Consider the following 14,935-nt stretch of genomic DNA (forward strand, 5'->3'; position numbering starts at 1 on the left):
GGGTACCCGGGAACCATGACCACGACCCCCGCACACGACCGCCTGGCCATCGTCACGGGCGCCGACTCCGGGATCGGCAAGGCGACCGCGGAGCTGCTCGCCATGGAGGGCTTCGACGTCGGGATCACCTTCCACACCGACGAAGCAGGCGCCGAGGACACCCGCGCCGGCATCGAGGAGCGCGGCCAGCGCTGCTTCGTCGCCCGGCAGGACCTCGCGAGCGAGCGCGCGGCAGACGTGGTGGACGAGCTCGCCACCCAACTCGGCGGCCTGGGCGTCCTGGTCAACAATGCCGGCACCGGGCACAGCGACGCGAGCCTCGACCTCGACTTCGCCCGCTGGCGGCAGGTCCTCGCCACCGACCTCGACGGGCCGTTCCTCTGCGCCCAGCACGCCGCGAAGTACATGCGCGCCTCCGGCCGCGGCGGCCGCATCATCAACGTCACCAGCGTCCACGAGCACGTGCCGCGCTTCGGGGCCACGGCCTACTGCGTGGCCAAGGCCGGCCTCGGGATGCTGACGAAGTGCCTGGCGCTGGAGCTCGCCCGGGACGGGATCCTGGTGAACTCCGTGGCGCCCGGAGAGATCGCGACACCGATGACGGGCGCCGACGAGTCCGAGGCCTACCACCGCGAGCGGCCCGGCAACCCGGTCGGGCGGCCCGGTCACGTCCACGAGGTCGCGTCCGTCATCGGCTTCCTCGCCTCGCCGCGATCGGCCTACGTCACCGGCAGCTCGTTCACCGTCGACGGCGGCCTGATGCTGATGGCCGCGCACGGGCACGACATGGACTCCGAGAGCTGGCGGGAGATCTAGTCAGCTCTCGACCCGCAGACGTGCAGGTGAAGCCGGTCGGTCAGCCGCTGCGCCCACTGGCGCACAGGGCGACGCCGCCGTCGATGGCGAGCGTGCCGCGCCGCACGTCTGAGCGCGTGCGCAATCCCCACCCTTGGCTCTGTGTACGTGGGTTCCGATCTACGTAGGGAAATGGGTAGTCACCCCGGCGCATCAGAGCCCCCGATCGCCGATCGTGGTGTGACGACAACCACACAGGGATGACGCCCCGAGAGTCGACCGGAGGTCAACGCGATGTGCACCCATTCCCCCTCCTGCTCCGCAGCCGAAACCGGCGAGGCGTGCCGGGCACAGGCCGTGTGCCGGCACGACGAGCAGGGGTGGTGGCTGCTCTGCAACGGAGTGATCCTCTTCGAGGACGGCGGTGCCATTCTGCCCAACGGCTCCACCGTCGCGGCCCGGTCCTATCGACGCGCCGCCTGACGCCCGAAGCGGGACGATGCCGAGGTGTCGAGACCGCAGGTCCGGACGGGTCACGGCCCCGATATGAGGACCTTGCCCACCGGACCGCGGCGGGAGTGCGTCCGTTTCGCTGCGTTGGGCGACTCTGCCACCTGCGGCCTGGGTGACGCCGACGTCACGGGCGCCTGGCGAGGCTGGGCGCGCCTCCTCGCCGATGCGATCGGCCAGCACCATAACGTTTCCTTCTGCAACGTCGCGGTGTCGGGATCGACCGTCGCGAGCGTCCGGCAGCGCCAGCTACCGGTCGCTCTGGCCCACCGGCCGCACCTCGCCTCACTCATCGTCGGGCTCAACGACACCATGGGGTCGACCTGGAACGCCGACGCGGTACGCGCGGACCTGCTCGACTGCGCCGGCAGGCTGGCCGAGGACGGAGCGCTGCTCCTCACCGCCCGGTTCCACGACCACAGCCGAATCCTCTGTCTCCCCCAGCTCCTGGCGAGACCGATGCGGTCCCGAATCGACGCCCTCAACGACGTGTACGACGAGATCTACTACCTCTACGGTGGACTGCAGCTGGATCTGGAAGCCCTCCCCGATATCAACGACCGGCGGTTCTGGTCGATCGACCGTCTGCACCCCTCCGAGCTCGGACACCGCACCCTCGCGCACGAGTTCGCAGCGCTGCTCCACGACGCCGGCCTCACCTTCGAACCCCCTGGCCTCGACCTAGACGGGGGTCTCACCGGCCACCTGCACCAGCTTCGGTGGCTGGCCGCCGAAGGCGCACCGTGGCTCACGCGTCGGTTGCGGGATCTGGCTCCGACTGCGGCGCGGTCCTGGATCCGTTCACTGCCCGGCCCGTCTTCTGATTGATTCCCCATGCCCTCGCACCGCCGCTCCCCGCCCACCCGCCCCAAGCTCGCCGCTGCGGTTCTTCTTGCGGCTCTTGTGGTCATGGCTGTCGGACACGCGGGCGTGTCGTCGCTCGACGCCGATGCGGAACGGGCGAGCGCTGCTGACACCGGCGGACACGGCCCCGCCGAGCGCCCCGTTGTCATGGGCCCGGCTCCGCCGGCGCCCCCCGCTCGCGCCGCGTGGAGCGGGTTCGCCTTCGACGCGTGCAGCGCACCCAGCCAGTGGGTGATGAACCGTTGGCGCACCTCGTCACCGTTCACGGGCGTCGGCATCTACCTCGGTGGTGTGCACCGCGCCTGCGCGCAGAAGCACCTCAGCATCCGGTGGGTCGAGCGCCAGCTCGAGGCCAAGTGGCGGCTGTTGCCGATCTGGGTCGGACCGCAGGCCTCCTGCACGGGGTACGACCACCGGATCAGCGGGAAGCCAGGTAAGAACGGCAGCTTCGACGCTGCTCGGGCCAGGGGCATGCGGGAGGCTCGCCGTGCCACCGCGAGCGCCCGAGCGCTGCGGATCCCCCGACGTGAGGTGATCTTCTACGACCTCGAGCCGTTCGACACCGGCACGTCCGCGTGTCGCCGGTCGTCCCTCGCGTTCCTGGAGGAGTGGACCGAGGAGCTCCACCGTCGCGGCTATCGGTCTGGTGTGTACTCCCATGTCAACGCGGGCATCTCCCTGCTGAGCAGGACCGGTCGGCACTACGCGCGGCCCGACGCCGTCTGGTACGCCTGGATCGACCGCGCCGGGAGCATGCCGCGTGAGTACATCGCCGACCAGGGGTTCATGCGCACCAGCAGGGTCCATCAGTACGCCCTCGACACCGGGGTCGAGTTCGGCGGCATCCGCATGGACATCGACTGGAACTTCGTCAGCCTCGGGGCCACCAGCTCGGCGGCGCCGCCCGCATCCTGCGACCAGGTGGCCTCCCGCGTCGCGCCAAGGACGCTGCACCCCGGCGCCCGTGGCCCCATTGTCCGGGTGGCGCAGTGCCTCGTCCTGCCTGGTGACCGGCACCCGACAAAGACCAGCGGACAGTACGACGCCACCACGGCGCGCGCGGTCCTGCACTACCAGCGACGGCGCGGGCTCCGTCCCACGGGCTCCGTCGACCGGCGTACCTGGATCTCACTGCTGGCGCGTGGTCACACGCCCGTGCTCAAGAAGGGGTCACGCGGAGAGCCGGTACGACGGCTCCAGCGCACGCTGAACGCAGCGATGGGACAGCGCCGCATCGACGTAGACGGCACCTACGGTCCGGCAACCGCACGTGCGGCGAAGGTATACCGCAGGAGCCTGGGTCTGAGCGCGAGGCCGGTCGTCACGGCTCGGGTCTGGCAGGCACTGGAACGTGGGCGAGCCCTCGATCCCGTGACAGGCCACCCGCAGTGACCCTGCATGCCGCGTCGGACTCCCATTTCCCGTCGTTGGCCGACGCGTCCATCCGCCGCGAGCACCACAAGCCCAGCCAGGGCATGACCGAGGCGCGCACGGCTGCGTCCTTCGTGGAGCTCACGACTGATCAACGGCAGCGCACGCACCTGGCCTGCGCTGGAAGAGGGCGGCGGTCCTCGAGTGCGTTGTTGCGAAACCTTGGCTGTTCAGTGGCACCAGCGTGCACATCTGTGCCTGCGCTGAGGACAACCTCGGCGTAGATTCATTCTCAGAACCGCTCACGGACCCGAGACCGTGGGCGGTTCGTCCTTTGCTCGGGTTGAGAGCTCTCGAGCAGTCTGCGCGATGCTGAGCTGCTCGAACAGAACCGGCGCCCAGATGGGATGGGGGACGCTCGAGCCGTGGGGCGACTCGGCGGTGGCGGAGGTGCGTCGTACCGCCGCATGAGACCACCAGGCAGGTCACTCCATCTCAGACGCGCCAGAGCATTTGCGACGAGGTGTGTCAGGCCCTAGGTGACGCGGTGCTCAGCCGGCGTGACCCTCGGGATCCTCCTCGGGCTCTTCGACGCCGGGCTCGTTCGAATGGTCGCTCATCAGCCATCTCCTTTCCTCGACAACGGTGTAACCGTCCGAGATGCGCAGATGCCCTCATGACCAACCGCTGGGGGATCACTGCCGCATCCGACGACCGTAGAACAGTGCGAGGCGAGGTCGTCAGATCCCACGGAGTTCTCTTCGCCACATCCTGGTGTCGCTCAGCCGAACTCCAGCCGGGCTGGGTGGTGAATAGGGGCCGTCCGTGCGAGCGATTACGGATCTTGACCGCAGTAACAAAACCCACAGCAGCCTGACCTGCACAAACGGCGGTCACGGCCCCGCGGCCGCCAACCCCTCGGGCTACTGAGCCAGCGATGCAGTTGGCAAAGCCCATCGGTTGGACGTGTGAGACGACGGGCGGTCAACCATCACGACCCGATCGCAGCTGGGCATAGCCAGAAGGACGCCACGGTTACCTCCAATCGGAGCGGCTGACGCAGCTGCTCCAAACGACTTCATCCGCCATTCCAGCGGCAGCCGGAGTATCGGGCTTCCTTGTTCGCCGCAGCCGCCGCTCGACCCGCTCCGCCGCCGCGCGCAGGTACGGCGCGCGCTCCTCGTGAACCAGCACATTCGCGGAGCCGGGCCCGTGACGCCGCAGCATGTCGGCCCAGCGTTCTTCCAGGGGCAGCCGTTCGCCGGCGGCGCCGACCGTCTGGTCGGCGTAGGCGAGGGCGTCCGTGACCGGCGAACGCTCGTCCGCGTAGGCATTGAGCTGCATGGAAAGGCCATAGGACCGGGCTAGGAAGCGAGCGCCGGAGTGGTGTGCGACGAGGGCGCAGACACGGAGTGGCCACCCTTCGCGATCAAGGAACCGTGCTCCGTCCAGAGGATGGAATCCGGTGCGGGAGACCCGGCGCGAGTAGCCCACGTCGTGCAGCCAGGCGGCGGCATGAAGAACCTCGTGGTCGGATCGGTCGACGGCATCGGCCAGTTCCTCTGCACGGGCCGCCACCGCGATCGTGTGGCGCCATCGATCGGGCAGCTCGACCAGCAGTCCTGCGGCCAGCGCTCGTGCCTGCGCGACTTCAAGCGCGGTCATGCCGCACAGTTCGCATGGTTCAGGGGGTCCATCGTCCGCTCGAGGCCCTCAGTCCGCTTGCTCTTCGCCTTCGACGGCCCACGAACCGTTCGCTGCGTAGTGAACGTTGCCGCCCCAGTCTTCGGATCCCCACTCGATCATCGCCGCCACCTCCGTTCCGCCGACCTGTTGACTACAGCATCCTGTTCTCAGGAGGGATCGCGCATCGTCGACAGTACGTATCCGACTACGTACCGACCCCTTTTCTGTCCCAGGTCAGGCGCGGTGGGAAATGAGGCAGCGGCGGGTCCCGCAGCCCACTTGCCCGGGGGTCTCAAAGGGGCTCGGGAGAGGCCGCCGCCATCAGATCGAGCCCTACGTCGGCGGCGGTCCGCGCGGGCAATGCTCACGACTCATTCGGCGGTCCATCGGCCCCCGCCCACGGCTCGCCGAGGGGGCTTGGTCCCCACCGGTAAACCTGTTCTCATGAAGCTGTTGAGAAGTGCCGCCGCGATTGGCTTGGCCAAGAAGCTCTATGACGAGGCTCAGAAGCCGGAGAACCAGCGCCGAATCCGCGAAGCCGTCGACAAGGTTAAGACGAAGCGAGAGCATCGACGGCCCCTCTGAGGACCGCGACGCAAATCGGCTCACCGGACCCGCTGGTGAGCCAGCCAAGCGCACCGTCATGGCTCCCCTTCTGTTTCAAGACGCAGCTGGGAGAACTGGCTTAGGCTCGTCCTTGGCGGGTCCGAGAAGTGACTTTTCCCAAGAGCCGGTGTCGGGCTGTGAGCCGGTCGCGCTGGAGACAGAGACGCTGCCTGGTTGTCCTCCCGGGCCCGTCTTCTGCGCAGCGACCAGGCCGTCGAGCATCGTCTTGTAGACCACAGGAGACCCACCGGCTATCTCGACGCGGTAAACCGACAGCGCAATGCCGGCATCCACGTCGCCGCCATCACCAGGCGCGCGATCCCGGTCCCGGCCACGACCACTACCGACGCAAGATCGCCGAACACAAAACCGCCAAGGAAGCCCGACGCAGCCTCAAACGCAGGATCTACAACGCCGTCTACCGCCGCATCCTGGCCGACCATCAACGCCTCCAGCTCCAGGCCGCATGACACACAGAGGCGCTCTACCCGGTCGTGGCGTCAATGGAACAAGTAGCCGCCGACCGATCGTGCGATGACCGTTAAGCAGGAAAGTAGGACAGCCTGATCACATCGTCGTCAATCTGATCGTTGCCCATGAGGCGGAGCGGCGGCCGGGGTCCGGCGAAGTATGGCTTGCCGTGACCGAGCACGACGGGATGCAGGTAGATTCGATACTCATCTATCAGGCCGAGTTCGTTGAGGCTTTTCGCCAAGTCTGGGCCAGCAACTTCGATCTCCCCGTCGCGCTCGGCCTTCAACTCGCGGACCGCGCCCTCAAGATCATGCTCAACAAGCCTGGCGTTGGGACCGACCGCCTTCAACGAGCGCGAGACTACCCATTTCGGCTGGTTCCGCCACGCTGCCGCGAAGGCCTGTTCCGCTACGTCCCATTCAGGACGATCGTCGTCCCAGTAACGCATGACCTCATACATTCGGCGACCGTACACACAGCCCGCCTGCGCCTCAGCCTCCTCGATGAAGTGGCGGAAGAGCGTCGGGCTTGGCGCAAACGCCATGTGGTCGACGTAGCCGTCCAGGGACTGGTTCATTCCGAACACGAGCTTGGCCATACCCGATTTCCCTTCCTCGCGGCACGCCCGTCAATGATCGCCCATGAAACCCCCACACATGCCGATCCGCGGGCACTCCCTAACGACGCCCGCTCCCCCGACGCAACAGTCCAGGCGCGAAGTTGATCGCTCCGGGAGGGCTACGGCCCTGAGGTACCTAGGGCACGCGTGCGGTGTGAATACGGATGTTGACCGCGGTAACAAGACCCACTGCGGCCTGACCCGCACAAACGGTCCCACGGCGTCCGGCTGCCCATCCTGGGACCACGAGCCTAGCGATGCAGGTGGTGAAGCCAACATCGTCGAACGCGTGAGACGACGGCCGGCTCGACCATCACGACCCGAAACCGCAGCTCGGGCATACCGCGCAGAAGGCCGCACCACCCGAACGCAATCTGCGGAAGGTCGCCCGTCGGGCTGGACGTCTTCCCGCGGTCAGGCTCCTTCGAGGACCTGCTTGAGGTTCTGCACGAAGTGGTCGTTGCGCTTGGTGATCATGCCGAGCATCCGCTTCGTCATCCAACCCATGAAGCCGCTTGCTTCGAGGTCGACGTGCCGGGTGAACCGCACCCCGCCCTCGACCGGCTCGATCGTGCGGATGTCGGTCGGAACCATCTTCCCCATGTCGCCGCCCTTGAGGACGACCTTGTGCGGGGCCTCATACGCGATGATCTCCTCGGTGCCGGAGACCTTGGCCTTCACGTCGAAGACGGTGCCCTGACCGAGTTGGCCGTTGCCCTTGATCACGGTCGCTGACTTGACGTCCTTGTGCCAGTTCGGATCGTTGCGCACGTCCGCGACGTAGGCGAAGACTTCCTCCGCCGGCTTGGCGATGAACGTGCTGCTTTGCCAGCTGATCATGTCGCTGTCCTCCAGGATCCAGTATTGCAATCAAGCGGCGGTCGTGCGCGTGAAACCGGCCAGGTGCTCGGCCACCACGTTGGTGTCCGGGTCGTACTGGCGGATGGTGTCGACAATGGGCGCACCCGCTCCGCCATAGACGTGGGTACTCACGGCCTCGCCCAGGTAGTCGTTGAGCGCCGACATGATGTGCTCGGAGGCCACCTTCATGTGGAACTCCATCGACTCGGGGTCGCGGTGGACCTGCACGACCGACACCGTCCCGGCTTCCTCGTCCGCGAAGATGTGGAAGGCGACCAGGCGCGGCTCGTTCGCCTCGATGAACTCGGCGTGCTCGGCGAGCTTGTTCCGGGCGTCCTGGAAGCGACCGGCGCGAACGCGGTAGGTGCTCGTGTAGATGAATGGTGTGGACATTGTTGTTTCCTTCCGGTGTGATCAGTGGCCCTCGACCACTTCGTAGATGCGATTGGCGAGGAGCCCGTGCCCCTCGCGGTGGACGGCTGCCGCGGCCTCGGCGCTGGGGGCCTCAAGGAGGCAAAAGACCTTCCTGGCCGCAAGATCGACCCAGTACTGCTTGAACGTGACACCGTGCTTGGCCTGGTGGTCCAGGTCGACCCGGTGCGCCCGTTCCAGCGCCTCGAGCGTGAGCCCTTCGGGCGCCTGCTCGTGGATGTCGAGATAGAGCGGCATGGCGCTCCTCCTCGCTTGCGTTTGACCTGTTGCGCCGAGCATCTGACAACCCGCTAGAGCTTCACTAAGACCAGCTGGATGGCGCGTAGAGTCGGGCCCGTGGGCGCTCAGGACGACGGGCCACCCGACGTCGAGGTCCGCCTGCTCGGACCGATCGACGTGCGTCGCGGGGGCAGGGCCCTTGACGTTCCTGGCGGACGCGCACGCAGCCTGCTCACGGTCCTCGCCCTGCAGGCCGGCCAAGCGATCCCGGCCGAGCGGTTGATCGACACACTGTGGGGAGATGAGGTTCCGACAACCGCGAAGACCGTGCTCCAGGGATTCGTCTCGAAACTCCGCAAGACCCTCGGCGCTACCGCCCTGGAGACGACGGGGAACGGCTACCGCCTGGCAGTGTCACGTAGCGCCATCGACGCCAACCGGTTCCACGACCTGGTCACGGCCGCTCGTGACCTCGACGGGGAGGAGCGTACGGCGGCCCTGGAGCAGGCACTGGGTCTGTGGCGAGGACCCGCGTTGTCCGATGTGGCCTACGAGCCGTTCGCCCAAGCAGCCATCGCCGCCCTGGAGGAACACCGGCTGGCCGCGCGCGAGGCCCTCATCGGCGCCCAGCTCGACACCGGGATGCGCGCCGAGCTGGTACCGCAGCTCGAGGACCTGATCGCAGACAACCCGTTCCGCGAGCACCTACGCGAGCTGCTGGTGCTCGCGCTCTACCGGGCCGGTCGGCAGGCCGACGCCTTGGCGGCGTACCAGCAGGCTCGCCAGACGCTGATCGACGAGCTCGGCTTGGAACCCGGACCGGAGTTGCGGATGCTGCACGAACGGATCCTGAACCAGGATCCTGGCCTAGACGCTCCCGCTCCGTCCGCCAGCCGCCGAGCCGAGAGGTCTACCTGGTTTCCCAGCGAGCGCAGAACCGTGACGGTCCTGTTCGTCGATGTGACGGCCACCGATGCTGACCTCGACCCTGAAGCGGGCGAGACCATCGCCGTGGAGTCGCTGGCGCGGGTCACCGAAGCGCTGCGCAGCAACGGGGCTCGCATCCAGGAGTCCGGCAGCGGCATCGTCATAGGGTGGTTCGGTCTGCCGTCCGCACATGAAGACGACCCGCTTCGGGCAGTCCTGGCCGCCGCTCAGGCCCGACAGCGGGTCCTCGCCCTGCCTGGGCCGTCACGTGACTTTCGAGCCGGACTGGAAACAGGTGAGGTCGTGTCAGGTGTCACGGACTCCCGTGCAAGCGGACCAGCGGTATCGGTGGCGGCTCGACTGCAGCAGGGCGCTCAGCCCGGTGAGGTGCTGATCGGACCGCGGGCCATGAAGGTTCTCCGAGGGGCTGCCATCGTGGAGCGCGCCCGAGAACTTGCCAGCACCAGCGCTTGGCGGCTGGTTGACGTTGACCCCCAGGCGAAACTGATCTCTCGTGACTTCCAGGCACACATGGTCGGGCGTGAGGCAGAGCTCACCCTCCTGAGGACGTCGTTCGGCCGCATGGTGCGGCGAGGAACGCCGCAGCGGATGACGGTGCTCGGCGAGGCCGGCATCGGCAAGTCACGCCTTTCCCGAGCGTTCGCCGACTCCATCGGCGGTAGAGCTCGGACGATCACCGCGACCTGCGTTGAGGCCGGCAGCGGACGGACGTTCGGCCTGCTCCATGACCTGCTCGTCCAGGCCGGCGGTGGGTCCGACTGGAAGTCCGTTGTCGGCCTGCTGGAGGAGAAAGAGTCCGGGCTGGGCGACCGTCTGGCCGGTGTGCTCGGACTGGGCGACCTGAAGGGCCCGCCGCAGCTCTTCTTCGGCGACCTCCGCCGTGCCTTCGAGCTCCTCAGCGCTGTCCAACCGTTGGCCGTGATCGTGGACGACGTCCACTGGGCGGAGTCGACCCTGCTCGACCTGTTCGAGTACCTCAGCGACTCGCTCACCGGGCCTGTCTTCCTTCTGCTCCTGGCGCGCCCAGAACTCGTCGAACGACGCGCCGAGTGGAGCGTGGGAGGCGAGCGTAAGGACGTGCTCTATCTCGACCCGCTTGGTGTCGACGCCATCGCGCAGGTGCTCTGGAACCACGCCTCCGTGGATCTGCCCCCGGAGGACGAACAACGGATCGTCGAGACGGCACAGGGCAACCCGCTGTTCGCCGAACAACTGCTGGCCGCGTTTGCGAACGCCGAGACAGATGCGATCCCGGCCTCGCTACGAGGCCTGCTTGCCACCCGGATCGATCGACTCGGTCCAGGTGAGCGTGATCTGCTGCGGGCCGCGGCCGTGGCAGGTGACCACCTGAGTGTCGAGGCGATCGAGGTCCTGGCGCCCGACGAGGCACGCCCTTTCCTGGCAAGGAACATGGAGTCGCTCGCACGGAAGCGACTGCTTCGACACACCGAGCCGAACGGCGTGGAGTTTCCGCACGGACTCATCCGTGATGCCGCCTACCAAAGCCTCACGCGACGGGACCGAGCATGCCTCCATCTCGCCTTCGCAGATTGGCTCGAGCGCACCGAAGACCCTCCGAGAGACGAGCTGGACGCTGTCGTCGGCCACCACCTCGAACAGGCAGTGGTCAACCAGCGGCAGGTCGGCCTGGCAAGCGATGCCGCGCTCGAGGCGCGGGCGGGCACAAAGCTGGCGTCCGCAGGGTTTCGGGCGTACAGCCGCATGGACATGTGGGCTGCGTCAAACCTGCTGGTGCGGGCCCTGGGCCTGCTGCCCGACGGGCACCCACTAGTGCCAACCGCCACCCAGAGGCTTGCCGAGGTCTCCCTGCCACTAGGCGACCACGCCCGGGCTCAGGAACTTCTGCTCCAACTGAGCAACATGCCGAGCCTCGAGCCGGTCGACCGCTGGCTCGCCCGACTCGAAAACGCGCGCAGCATGTGCATCACCGGTCCCCATGGCATGACCGCGGACGACTTGGTCGCCATCGCACGGCAGGCAGCGGCCTTCTTTTCCGGGGCGGGCCACGACAACGGGCTGGCTCAAGCGATCTTCCTGCTCGGGTGGCTGGAGCAACGCGGGGGAAATCCCGTCGACGCGGTGGACTCCGGCCGTCGCAGCCTCGAGTGCGCGCAGCGTGGCGGCGCAGTGCGAGAACAGCTCGCCGCGGCCTTCCTGATCTCGCGAAGCCTCCTCGGCGGGCCAACTCCGGTGCCGGACTGCATCGAGGAGATCGAGTCACTCATGGGCCAGTCTGCTCAACCCCATCCCATCGTCATGGGAATTCTGGCTCGCGCCCATGCCATGACCGGCGACTTCGACGGGGCAAGACAACTCCTCGCCCGCGCTCGCCCACTGCTCATCGAACGCATGCGCGTACGTCGGCTGCTGGCATTCATTGCCTGGGACAGCGCGGAAATCGAGACGCTTGCCGACAAGGCCGCCGCAGCCGTCAGCGCATACCGGGTCGCGCTCACCACCTTCCGCAACGGCAACGAGGCAGAGCATGTCGGAGAGACGTCCTCCCGTCTCGCCCTCGTGCTTGCGGCTGAGGAACATCCGGAGGAGGCGAGAGCACTCGCCAACGAGGCCCACGCCGTGACACCGACTGACTGCGTGGTCGTCCGTGCCCTGGCGATGATGGCGACAGCACGAAGCATGCCCCTGGGCGACATCGAGGCCTCCCTCGCCCAGGCAGCCGCAGCCGTCAACCTGGCGCCCGACCTGATGCCGAATCTGAAGGCAGACCTGCTCGTCGAACAGTCCCGGGTGCAGGCGGCCGCCGGCCTGGCCGAGGACGCTCGATCCTCGATCGATACGGCGATCAGTCTGTACCAGCGCAAAGGAAACGTCGCCGCCCTTAGGCGCCTCAGAGCCTAGCTTTGGAGTACACGGCTTCGGCACCACGAAGACATCCGAGCCGCCCAGACAATGCGGGCTGCGTCACCTCGCCGCCTATGGGGTGGAGAACCGCTGTCACCTACTCCCCTGCGCCGCCTCGTACTGCTCAAGAACGGATTTGGGGATACGGCCGCGGTCCGAGACTTCGAGACCGGCGCTCTTGGCCCAAGCCCGCACGGCGGCGAGATTCTGATTCGCGGATTTCGGCTTTGCCGAGCGGCCTGATCTGGCGGCACCCTTCGGAACCTTGGTAGCAGCCGAGATGTACGGCTTCAACGCCTTCTCGAAGGCGGCTATGTTCTTCTTTCCCAGATCGATGGTGTAGTCGGTGCCCTGGTAGGAGAACGAGACTTCCTGTGCGTCCTTAGAGCCGTCCAAGTCGTCGGTGATGTGGGTAATAGTGGTCTTGGCCATGCCCGATGATGATGCGGGCAGTGGCGCCACGTCCATTCGAGTGGGTAGTCAAGAACCACCCTCCTCCGCCTGAGTGGATCGGTGGACGCAAATTTTTCCGCTCTCAATGAACAGCAGCTTGCCGAACTAGTGAGGCCATCCACCAAACGTGACGGTATACGTCGCCGGATCGGACCCACCGAAAACTGTCGCTGGACGCTGACTGCGCAAATCCCGGTGGCCGCCGTCGGGATAGATATCCGCCGCTGGCGGCCCGCGCGCGAGGTAGGTGTTCGGGCATCTCGGGGTCGACGCACTCTCTCTCGCCGCGATCAGCGAACCGGAACACTCCCCCAGCGCCAACAGGCCACGAAGGCCGTGTCGGTCAGCCCGCTGCAGCGCCGGGCCGGGGTGGACGAACCACTGAGACTGACCGGCCCCGCGTTCAAGACGCGCGGGCCCCCGGGCCCCCATCGCGTCGACCTACCTCCCGACCGACGCGCGGCTACACCCAAGTCACGGCGACCCCGAAGAACGCTGCAGGCCAACTACCGCATGTTCCCCTTGCGCAGCCGACCTATCCGGAACCGCCACCACCGACAAGAGTTGTGTCGTGCAGGCGGCCGGCCGGCCCGGCGCCGTACCCCTGCAACAGTGGCCCGATACTCCAGCGCTCCGTCTCGTCTTCGTCCTACCAAGCCGCGCGTGTTGCCGTGACAGCAGCTGGATTAGGGACCACCGCCGGTTCTGCCCGATCCTCGAAGCTCACAATCGCGGGCGGAACGCTGGACACCCATCATCGTGCAAGCTGCTAAGCCGGTGTCCCACCTCAAGCGGGAGCCGGCAGGAGGCACCCGAGCAAGAGGTCTTTTCCAGCCGTCGTTGACATCACCGGGTGAAGTTGCGCCCCTTCGATCGGTGCCTGGACGGTCACCGCGACTGAGTCGCTATGCCGAAGCCACGGCGCGTCATGGTTCCTCATTCTGTGCGGCCTGTTGAGGGATGACCGATCTGGAAGCTGGTTCCTGCGACGTTGGAACGGCCCTGCTAGCCCCGAGCCGCTTCCTCGTCCTGCCCGGTCAGCCCTGGACATCCACATCGTCAGGCGGGGACCAACCCGTCCAACAGCTCGCCGTACAACACGATCACGCAGGATGGCTGCCCGTGGCGTTCCTCGCGAAGCTGAACGACCTCACCCAGCGCGGGGCTCCATGATCGGGAGAGCACCCTGGCCTCGGTGGGATGGCCCAGCGCTGTCAAGGAGACGACCTCGCCTACGTGTAAGGAAATGCCCGTGGATGCCATGTCACGCTCCCTGCTCCTTCGTTTGCTGAACAGGCCTTATCGACCTGCCACATAGACCATCGGCACCTGCGCTCCTCCCCTTTAGGCTGCACGTGGAAGTGACCTACCGGGGTACTCGCCCTCTGTCTGCGGCCACGAGAGACTGTCCGGAGACGGCCACGCAGCTGCCCGGTGGCGACATGAGAACTGCCCGCTGACGGTCATGGGATCTGCCCGACACGACGTCTTCGGCCTCGCCGCGGTCCGCGGTTGAGGCCCCTTCCCCGAGAAGGGGGTCCAGGGGCGCATCTGCTTGCGCAGCGCCTGACGGGGGTGTTTGCGGTGTTGACCGCAGTGAAGAAAACCACTGCAGCCTTGATCTGGGCAGATGCGTTTCCTGTGCGTCATCCGCGCCGAGCGTCGGCGTTCATGCCTGGCCGGCGGACGGGTCTCGTCATCGTCTCACGACGCGCTCGTTCCGCTTCCGCATCAAGCACTCCAGACGTGAGGGTCTCGGCTGGAAGCACGTGTCGACGGCGGGTTCATCGCCCATCTCGGCACCGAGACAGCCGTACGCCGCAGTTCCCGGGGTTCGCCGCCCGACTCGATCCGGGGAGCGCACCGCCTGCATCTCCTTGCGCCCCATCGGGGTGCGGCGGGTCAGCAGGTGCAGCCAGACGAAGACAATGATCGGCAGCACCTCACGGATCATCGGGGAGTTCCAGTCGAGAGGGACCAGTCCGTGGTCGGGACCGACCAAGAACGTCGGGCGCGCGGCGGCCACCTCGTAAGCGATGTCGCACTTCGTGTGGGAGGCGCCGACCTCCAACGTCGGCCCAGGAGCCAGCTCGAAGGGTCGGCGGTACGCCGTGGAGTGCCCCTGCTGGATGCGCACCATGATCAATGCACGTCTAGCCCGGGCCAGCCATGGCGTTCCAGAGGTGGCCTCGTGGCGATGAATGAGTTGACGAC

Annotated in this window: 13 protein-coding genes; 6 read left to right on the forward strand and 7 right to left on the reverse strand. The window is 67.0% G+C overall.

Annotated features, from left to right (window positions below):
- The first annotated feature begins 15 nt into the window (after positions 1-15).
- From DDE18_RS20090 to DDE18_RS20105, 4 genes are all read left to right on the forward strand, one after another.
- Positions 16-816, forward strand: coding sequence for an SDR family oxidoreductase (locus DDE18_RS20090; protein ID WP_116574039.1), 801 nt, complete (start codon positions 16-18; stop codon positions 814-816).
- Positions 817-1,089: 273 nt separating this feature from the next.
- Complete coding sequence (locus DDE18_RS20095) at positions 1,090-1,278, forward strand: DUF5999 family protein (protein ID WP_116574040.1); 189 nt, start codon at positions 1,090-1,092, stop codon at positions 1,276-1,278.
- Between the two features lie 114 nt (positions 1,279-1,392).
- A complete protein-coding gene (locus tag DDE18_RS20100; RefSeq protein ID WP_165821259.1) occupies positions 1,393-2,133 on the forward strand; it encodes an SGNH/GDSL hydrolase family protein in 741 nt (246 codons plus the stop codon).
- Positions 2,134-2,214: 81 nt separating this feature from the next.
- A complete protein-coding gene (locus DDE18_RS20105) occupies positions 2,215-3,561 on the forward strand; it encodes a glycoside hydrolase domain-containing protein (protein ID WP_165821260.1) in 1,347 nt (448 codons plus the stop codon).
- Positions 3,562-4,575: 1,014 nt separating this feature from the next.
- Here DDE18_RS20105 and DDE18_RS20110 read toward each other — a convergent pair.
- Positions 4,576-5,205, reverse strand: a complete 630-nt coding sequence (locus DDE18_RS20110; protein WP_116574043.1) for an HD domain-containing protein — start codon at positions 5,203-5,205, stop codon at positions 4,576-4,578.
- Positions 5,206-5,670: 465 nt separating this feature from the next.
- On the opposite strand from DDE18_RS20110, the gene DDE18_RS23145 reads away from it, so the two are divergent.
- A complete protein-coding gene (locus DDE18_RS23145; protein WP_165821261.1) occupies positions 5,671-5,811 on the forward strand; it encodes a hypothetical protein in 141 nt (46 codons plus the stop codon).
- 562 nt (positions 5,812-6,373) lie between these two features.
- Here the strand turns inward: DDE18_RS23145 and DDE18_RS20120 are convergent.
- The 4 genes from DDE18_RS20120 to DDE18_RS20135 all read right to left on the reverse strand — a co-directional run bounded on the left by DDE18_RS20120 (position 6,374) and on the right by DDE18_RS20135 (position 8,455).
- Positions 6,374-6,904: a dihydrofolate reductase family protein gene (locus tag DDE18_RS20120; protein ID WP_116574045.1), complete on the reverse strand. Its 531-nt coding sequence runs from the start codon at positions 6,902-6,904 to the stop codon at positions 6,374-6,376.
- Positions 6,905-7,339: 435 nt separating this feature from the next.
- On the reverse strand, positions 7,340-7,765 hold the full coding sequence (locus DDE18_RS20125; protein ID WP_133241286.1) for an SRPBCC family protein: 426 nt from the start codon (positions 7,763-7,765) through the stop codon (positions 7,340-7,342).
- 30 nt (positions 7,766-7,795) lie between these two features.
- On the reverse strand, positions 7,796-8,179 hold the full coding sequence (locus tag DDE18_RS20130) for a hypothetical protein (protein ID WP_116574047.1): 384 nt from the start codon (positions 8,177-8,179) through the stop codon (positions 7,796-7,798).
- A gap of 21 nt (positions 8,180-8,200) precedes the next feature.
- The gene (locus DDE18_RS20135; protein ID WP_116574048.1) at positions 8,201-8,455 is read right to left on the reverse strand and encodes a nickel-binding protein; all 255 of its coding nucleotides are present in this window, start codon (positions 8,453-8,455) and stop codon (positions 8,201-8,203) included.
- A gap of 99 nt (positions 8,456-8,554) precedes the next feature.
- Here DDE18_RS20135 and DDE18_RS20140 point away from each other — a divergent pair, with 99 nt between their 5' ends.
- A complete protein-coding gene (locus DDE18_RS20140) occupies positions 8,555-12,265 on the forward strand; it encodes an ATP-binding protein (RefSeq protein ID WP_165821262.1) in 3,711 nt (1,236 codons plus the stop codon).
- A 96-nt stretch (positions 12,266-12,361) separates the two neighbouring features.
- On the opposite strand, the gene DDE18_RS20145 is transcribed toward DDE18_RS20140, so the two are convergent.
- Both DDE18_RS20145 and DDE18_RS20155 read right to left on the reverse strand, forming a co-directional pair.
- The gene (locus tag DDE18_RS20145) at positions 12,362-12,700 is read right to left on the reverse strand and encodes a histone-like nucleoid-structuring protein Lsr2 (protein ID WP_116574050.1); all 339 of its coding nucleotides are present in this window, start codon (positions 12,698-12,700) and stop codon (positions 12,362-12,364) included.
- Positions 12,701-14,417: 1,717 nt separating this feature from the next.
- Positions 14,418-14,858, reverse strand: coding sequence for a hypothetical protein (locus DDE18_RS20155; protein ID WP_165821263.1), 441 nt, complete (start codon positions 14,856-14,858; stop codon positions 14,418-14,420).
- Positions 14,859-14,935: the final 77 nt, after the last annotated feature.

The sequence above is a fragment of the Nocardioides gansuensis genome, from assembly GCF_003076135.1.
In the GTDB taxonomy this organism is placed as follows: domain Bacteria; phylum Actinomycetota; class Actinomycetes; order Propionibacteriales; family Nocardioidaceae; genus Nocardioides; species Nocardioides gansuensis.

Excerpts from the sequence above, each read along its gene's own strand:
- DDE18_RS20090 (WP_116574039.1), top strand. The coding sequence starts at position 16 with ATGACCACGACCCCCGCACACGACCGCCTGGCCATCGTCACGGGCGCC.
- DDE18_RS20095 (WP_116574040.1), top strand. The coding sequence starts at position 1,090 with ATGTGCACCCATTCCCCCTCCTGCTCCGCAGCCGAAACCGGCGAGGCG.
- DDE18_RS20105 (WP_165821260.1), top strand. The coding sequence starts at position 2,215 with ATGGCTGTCGGACACGCGGGCGTGTCGTCGCTCGACGCCGATGCGGAA.
- DDE18_RS20110 (WP_116574043.1), bottom strand. The coding sequence starts at position 5,205 with ATGACCGCGCTTGAAGTCGCGCAGGCACGAGCGCTGGCCGCAGGACTG.
- DDE18_RS23145 (WP_165821261.1), top strand. The coding sequence starts at position 5,671 with ATGAAGCTGTTGAGAAGTGCCGCCGCGATTGGCTTGGCCAAGAAGCTC.
- DDE18_RS20120 (WP_116574045.1), bottom strand. The coding sequence starts at position 6,904 with ATGGCCAAGCTCGTGTTCGGAATGAACCAGTCCCTGGACGGCTACGTC.
- DDE18_RS20125 (WP_133241286.1), bottom strand. The coding sequence starts at position 7,765 with ATGATCAGCTGGCAAAGCAGCACGTTCATCGCCAAGCCGGCGGAGGAA.
- DDE18_RS20130 (WP_116574047.1), bottom strand. The coding sequence starts at position 8,179 with ATGTCCACACCATTCATCTACACGAGCACCTACCGCGTTCGCGCCGGT.
- DDE18_RS20135 (WP_116574048.1), bottom strand. The coding sequence starts at position 8,455 with ATGCCGCTCTATCTCGACATCCACGAGCAGGCGCCCGAAGGGCTCACG.
- DDE18_RS20145 (WP_116574050.1), bottom strand. The coding sequence starts at position 12,700 with ATGGCCAAGACCACTATTACCCACATCACCGACGACTTGGACGGCTCT.